At 56.2% G+C, this 5456-nt stretch carries 3 protein-coding genes and 1 pseudogene; all 4 read right to left on the reverse strand.

Features of this window, described 5'->3' with window-relative positions:
* Positions 1-432: 432 nt before the first annotated feature.
* Entirely contained in the window at positions 433-927 is a 495-nt protein-coding gene (locus EKH80_RS23550; RefSeq protein WP_126687237.1) for a hypothetical protein, read from the reverse strand.
* A 109-nt stretch (positions 928-1036) separates the two neighbouring features.
* Positions 1037-3184: an RHS repeat-associated core domain-containing protein gene (locus EKH80_RS23555; protein ID WP_126687238.1), complete on the reverse strand. Its 2148-nt coding sequence runs from the start codon at positions 3182-3184 to the stop codon at positions 1037-1039.
* A 13-nt stretch (positions 3185-3197) separates the two neighbouring features.
* Complete coding sequence (locus EKH80_RS24520; protein ID WP_230473909.1) at positions 3198-4256, reverse strand: RHS repeat domain-containing protein; 1059 nt, start codon at positions 4254-4256, stop codon at positions 3198-3200.
* Between the two features lie 363 nt (positions 4257-4619).
* Positions 4620-5381: pseudogene (locus EKH80_RS24540) on the reverse strand (DUF6531 domain-containing protein); the annotation flags it as partial.
* Between the last annotated feature and the right edge of the window lie 75 nt (positions 5382-5456).

The raw sequence follows: 5456 nt of genomic DNA on the forward strand, positions 1-5456 counted from the left end.
CCATCGGCGCCCTCACCAGGCGCTCGGCATGAAAACACCCGACGAGGCCTATGCTTTAGCGGCCTGACCTGTGCAGAAACCGCTGGGTCATTACATAGAGCGCTACCGCAAAACACTCCGCCAACGCCAGCAGTCGTTCTTCTACCCAAGCTTTCCGGTGCTCGTAGGAGCGTCCGCTGTACGCATCCTTCCCGCAAAGGAACGCTCGGCGTACGCAGCGGGAAACGCAGTGAAAGAAGCCTTCCGTTTCCGGAACTACGATCTGATGGCGCGGATAGGTCATGCATGCACATTGGTCTCCGCCGAGAACCATTGACATCAGTCAATGGCGCGCTAGCTCGTCAGCGATGGACCATTTCATGGCTGTCCCAAATCTCAGTCCCGCCGATGGATGTCCAGATCTCGCCAGATGTCGATATCGAGATCTCATGATCAATGACAGCCAGCCTTGGGGCCTGTTACGACAAGTTTCGTCTTTCCCAGCGGAACCACGCCAGCCTTGAACGCAGAACTGCCACCCGTAATCAGGCTCATGTCATACGACCAAAAGACAAGCAGCCCATCACTCGTGTCATAGCGACTAAGGTCACCAAATCGCGGTTCCAATTCGACGTCACCCTCGACGTGTCCATTTGCCTTGATTTTGACTCTAACAGGAGGGAAATCAGCGATGGGGTACTCTTCTTTTAGAGGGGTATCGCGTATTTTGCCAGCAGGATAGAGAACGAGTCCTAAGCTGTCGCCACCCCATGGAAGAAAAACGAGAGGCACCTCGAGCTCGTGATTCGAGCAATTCCAGACCTGCATCTTGAGAATATGTCGACCGCCCTTAACCTCTACGCCTGATGACAGCACGTTAATACCGTGTCCCTGAGCGCAAACAACGAATGAAAGAAAACTGAGAATTAAACCAAGGAATGCCTTCATGGACAAAAGCCTCTCTTCGAGGAGAACGGGCTACGCGACGTAATCACCATTAGTTCGCGTGATTGGATTATCGGACCAGACAACCTCTTCGCCTCCCTGGCGATTCTCATCACCATCCGTTAGTAGGATGTGCTGCCCTGTAACCATAATTGATCGCTTGCTGCGCTACCGTGTTAATTTCTTTTTCAATTTCCTGACGACACTTATCGCAATTCTTTAAAGCTGCGAGTTTTTTGCGCAGGCAATCAAGTTCTTTTTCGAAAGCTCTAACTTCTGATTTGTCCGTTGTAACTTGATCACCAAGCTTCACTTGCATGCCATACGGCTGGTCGTGACAAACGTTGATATTAGACATCATGGCCTCTTGCCTGTGCACTTCCTCGTGAGCCGCAACACAGTCTTTGGTGCATGAATCACTATCAGCCACGAATACAACAATTTGTCCATTACCATCACAAATGATGGTGGAGGCACCCCGAGTCCGGTACGGCGAAGCGTAAGCCTGAGTGCCGCTGGGATCTATGAAATACAGCGGGGAGCTGTTCGCATAGGCGTAAGTGCTGCTCTGGCCACCAAATACTCCCAAAGGATCGCTCTGCACATACCGCCCGGTGGTCGGATCGTAATCGCGATTGACGTTGTAATTCAGCCCCGTCTCCACATCAAAGTACTGCCCCGGCAACCGCAGGTTGTACGTATATCCATTGCTCGTTGGGGCGCTTTCACCCCACGCATTGCCGGCGTAGGGCCAAGTCCACTCCGCGTTCCCACTGGCATCACTGATCGCCCTAGGCGTACCGAGCTGGTCGGCGATGACATAGGCTAGGGTGCTGGTGGTTCCCATGGCATCCACGTTCGCCACCGGGATATCGTCCATCCACACGTATTCACGATTGGTCGCGCCGTATTCGCTCAGAATTCGGCTTTCTGCATCGTAGTTATAGCGTTCCGAAGAGCTATTGGTGATTTTTGCGACGCGCTCCCCATCCACGTTATAGGTGTATGCGGCAATCGTGCTCTGATTCAGCTGAGCGAGCACCATCCGGTTCCGAGCGTTGTAACCAAACCCATATGTACTGCCCGCCTGACTGATAGCAGTCGTATTGCCGCTGGCATCCACCGACCTCGCCGCATTGCCCGTAGCAACCAGCTGGTGTGTGTTGGGGTTATAGCTGTAAAGCCCCGTTGCCAGACCACTGCCCGTCTTGCTTAGGCGATCGCCTGTCTGGTTGTAGGTCAAGCTTTCCGGAGTAGTGCCGTTGGCTTCCATGATGGCGGCCAGGCGATACAACGGGTCATAACTGTATGTCTCGGCGGCCGGATTGGCTCCTGGGCTGTTGCCGATAGCGGTGATATCGCCCATCACATCCCGTGCAACATGTAAGGTGAACGCCGGGCTGGTGAGGTCCGTGAGTCGATAATTGGCGTCGTAGGTCCGTGTGATCGCCTGGCCATTACCCAGCGTGTAGCCGGTCACTGGCCCGAATGGCAGATAGGTTACATTGCTGACCAGGGTTGTCGTGCCGGCTGGCGTGGTGGCGGTGACGCCACTGATGTGACCATCCGCATCGTAGCTATAGGTCACCTGGTCGCCGCTGGGATGGGTAATGCTCAGGATCTTGCCACTCACGCTGCGGGCATAGCTCGTCACATCCGTGTGTCCGTTGACCGTCTGGCCTTTCTGGATCTCGAAGCCCTGGGCGTTGTAGCAGAACACCGTGGTGACGGCGTTTTCGACGATGCGGGTCAGGTGGCCGATGGGGTACGAGGCGGGACAGCCGGTGACGGTGTTGGACTCGTCGTAGGTGTAGGTAATGTTCTGAGTGGTGTCGACGTAGCTGGCGCTCAGGCGACGGTCCTGGGCGTCGTAGGTGTAGGTGACTGTGTTGCCGTTGGCATCGAGGGCAGTCAGTACGTTACCGGCTGCGTCATAGGTCTTGGCGGTGACGCCGGTATCGGGGCTAGTGAGCTTTGTTTCGTCCGACAGGCCGTCGTACTGGTAGGCGGTATTGAGACCGCTGGGATCCGTGACCTGGGTCAGGCGATCCAGGGCATCGTAGGTATAGGTGGTCTTGGTGTTGGCAGTCTGTGCGGCCACCGGCGCGGCAACGATGGCCATCGCCATACCAAGCGCAAGGCCAGCCAGCGGCCTCTTGACCATCATCATGCGCGCCCCTATCTCCGTCGCCTTTTCTAGCACCGTGCTCGTGGTTGCATTCACAGCGGCCGAACCCTTCACTGCTTGTCCTTGCTTCATAGCTGGCTCCCTGTCAGTTCGTGCCGTTGTAGTTGTCGAGGGTCTGGACCAGGCGATTCAGGGCGTCGTAGCCCTGCTGGCGCTGGATACCCAAGCCATCGGCGCTTTGCACCAGGTTGCCGTTGGCGTCGTAGCTGTTGCTGGCGCTGGCATCGAACACGGTGTGGCTGAGGCCGTCCATCACCTTGGTGAGCTGGCCTAGGGGGTTGAAGGTGCGGCTCAGGCTCTTGTGCAAGGTGCCCGTCGAGTCATAGACCTGCTCGGCGGTTTTGTTGCCGGCGGCATCCAGGGTGTATTGGAGGTAATTGCCTTGGGCATCGATGATCTTCACCAGGCGGTGCGCGGCGTCGTAGCCGTAGGTGGTGGTGACGCCATCGGGATCGGTGACGGTTTGCACGGCGCCGTAAGCGGTGTAGGTGAACTTACTGGTGGCACCACCCACGTTGCGCGAGGCAACCCAGCCGCGCGGGGTGTAGGTCGTATCCGTATTCAGACCGTTGGCATCGGTCAGGCGGGTGACGCGGCCATCGGCGTCGTAGGAAGCAATTGTGGTGACGTGACCAGCGGGATCGGTGATGGTGTGCAGGTCACCGGCCTGGTAGCAGGCGGCACCTGGGGTACCGCAGCTGGTCGCGCTGCTGGTCAGGTAATAGCTGTAGGTGGTGGTCTGGGTGGTGTCGGTGCGCGGCCCCGTCGCTGTGAGCATCAATCCCACGATCGGGCATTGCGTGGTGTCAACGGCCGTGCAGTAGGTATAGGTCCGGCGGCGCACGCCCGCCGGCGTTGTACCGGTGTTGCTGCAGGCGTAACCCGAAGCAGTGTTGTTGCTCGGATCGATGTCACAGCTAGCCAGCGTTTGACCGGCAGCGTTGTAGACCCATTGTGTACTACTGACCGTATTGCCGCTGGCGTCAAGGACGGTGCGTTGCAGTGGTTGCCGGATGGCTTCGTTCCAACTTGTCTGGATAGTTCGTTGTGCGGCGGTAGCTGCAGCCTCCACCCTCTGGATTTCCAAACCACTACCATCTGTTGCGTAGGTGTATTTAGTGACGTTCCCGGACGGATCGGTCACCTGTGTTCGATTGCCATTGGCGTCATAGACGTATGACGTCGTTGTGGTCGTACATCCGCTACAAGAGCTAGCCACGCTGGAAACGAAAGACCGACTGTTTATGATCGTCCAATTGAACGTGCGCGCTGCATTAAGTGGTGTAGTGAACGTGCTCGTTGTTGGAGAACCAGCGGGAAAGTTTGAGATGAATGTATTGACGCCACCGGCGTTGGACGTTTGGTAGGGCTGATTGATGCTCTGGTAGGAGAATGTGGCAAATCGTACACCAGCCTCATCCACCAGACCGGTCATCAGATTCGGATTATTACCCCCAGCATACGCTGCCTCGTTATAGACGTACTGGAATGTCTTCCCATCCGGGTAAGTGACTGTCGTCAGATTTAGATTCGCATCCTGTTGATAGGCAAGCGTCGACCCATCCGGAAGCCCCAACGATGCGAGCGAACCCGAACTCGTGTAGGTTAATTTCAAAATGCGCCCCGCTGGCGACGTGATGGACGCCAACACCACGTCAGTTGCGCCTGCGACAAGGCCCGGTACACTGATGTAGGTTAATGTCGTCGTCTTGTCAATAGCATCGGTAACACTCAAAAGACTGCCTTGGGTCGAATAAAGCTCGGTAACGCGGTTGGCGGCATCAAAATACTTCCATCCTGAGACGTTTCCAGAGCTATCGTAGAGCTCCGTCAACTGATCATGGACGTCCGTGCTAGAGGCCCAGGTCTGCGGCCCACCGTTGTTGTAGCTCGATGTGAAGACGAGCTGGCGCCCGTCATCTCGAACCACATTTATAAGAAGCAAGCTCTGCGAATACGGATCTCCGCCGCCTGTTAAAATGTAACTGGGCGGCGAGGCTTGAGTTAGGTCCAAGTGTCGCGAGTAACTGTACGTCCACTTCGAACCGAGATGCCATCCTCGTGTCTGGGTGGACAACGAGTTGTAATAACGCCTGAAAGCAACATCACCGTCCATGACGGTATCCGTCACTTCCTCGAAACGATTGCCGGTGGAGACGTCGATGGGATCAGCGCAAGGACAATCGGGCTTACCCAAGCCATTAGGCGGAACAAACCCACTCTGTGGCGTACTAAGCCATGTGAATACCTGATTGAAACCACAGCACAAAGGAAAGGCCCAACCCGTTTGACCGGCCCACCCCGTTTGACCCGGGGGAGGAATCTGCCAGGTGGAGTACGTTGC

The organism is Dyella choica, from assembly GCF_003977665.1.
Lineage (GTDB): Bacteria > Pseudomonadota > Gammaproteobacteria > Xanthomonadales > Rhodanobacteraceae > Dyella_B > Dyella_B choica.